The sequence below is a fragment of the Pedococcus sp. P2_D9 genome, from assembly GCF_056404275.1.
On the sequence record NZ_JBFUEI010000024.1, the window covers coordinates 1 to 1,344 of the forward strand.

General features: G+C 66.3%; 1 protein-coding gene. It reads left to right on the top strand.

The features are described 5' to 3' along the window. Positions 1 to 105: 105 nt before the first annotated feature. Entirely contained in the window at positions 106 to 1,284 is a 1,179-nt protein-coding gene (locus AC1DXJ_RS20240; RefSeq protein ID WP_477613917.1) for an IS481 family transposase, read from the top strand. Positions 1,285 to 1,344: the final 60 nt, after the last annotated feature.

The window sequence follows — 1,344 nt, forward strand, 5'->3', positions numbered from 1 at the left end:
RTGTACGACTTCGCCTGATGCTTGACGTTTGGGCTTCGGTTGATGCCTGACAGTGTTTCGGTTGATGGTTGACACCTACTTCGGCTGATCCTTGACACTCCCTTGATGAGGGAGATGAGCGTGGCTGAGCAGCGGTACAAGGCGGTTCTGGCGGTCATCAGTGACGGCCGCACGGTGAAGGAGGTCGCGGCCGCCTGGTCGGTCTCGCGGCAAACCCTGCACGAGTGGTTGGCCAGGTACGAGCTGGGCGGTTTGGAGGAGYTGGCCGACCGGTCCCATCGGCCCGGAAGCTGTCCGCATCAGATGGATCCCGGGGTGGAGGTCGCGGTGCTCGAGCTGCGCCGGCTGCACCCGGGCTGGGGTCCGCGCCGGATTGTGTTCGAACTGGCCAGGAAGAACACCAGCGTCTCCGAGTCCGGGGTGTACCGGGCGTTACGACGGGCGAACCTGATCGACTCCACGGCCCGGCGACGGCGCCGCGAGGAGTGGAAGCGCTGGGAGCGCGGCCAGCCGATGGAGCTGTGGCAAATGGACGTCGTGGGTGGCATCGGCCTGCGGGACGGGACCACGCTGAAGTGTCTGACCGGGGTCGACGACCACTCCCGGTTCTGCGTGTGCGCGGCCCTGATGGCCCGCGAACGCACCCAGCTGGTCTGTGACGCGTTTACCGCGGCGCTGGCCACCCACGGGGTGCCCGAACAGATCCTGACCGACAACGGCAAGGTCTTCACCGGCCGGTTCAACCACCCACCGACCGAGGTGCTGTTCGACCGGATCTGCCGCGAGAACGGGATCGAGCACCTGCTGACCAAGCCCCGCTCACCCACCACCACCGGCAAGATCGAACGCTTCCACCGGACCCTGCGCGCCGAACTGCTCACCGGGACCCTGTTCACCTCAAAGGCCACCGCCCAGCAAGCCATGGACGAATGGGTCGCCTCCTACAACCAGGACCGGCCCCACCAGTCCCTGGACATGGCCACCCCGGCGGAGAGGTTCACCGTCACCACCCGCAGGACGCTGCGCGACCAGCCCGACCGAGACGGCCCCGAATGGGTCGCCCGGAAGGTCTCCACCGTCGGCGTCGTGTGCGTCTCCTGGCAACAGGTCTCCGTCGGACGCCACCGGGCCGGTGAACGCTGCGACGTCCACGTCGGCCCCGACACCCTCCAGTTCTGGATCGGCAACGAGCTGCTGCGCACCGTGCGACGCGACAGCACCGGCCCCGTCCGCAACAAACGACCCTTGGGAGGTGCACTGACCAAGACCCGCAGGACAAACTGACGTAAGGAGTGTCAAGGATCAACCGACGTAAAACCGTCAACCATCAGCCGAATGCCTACA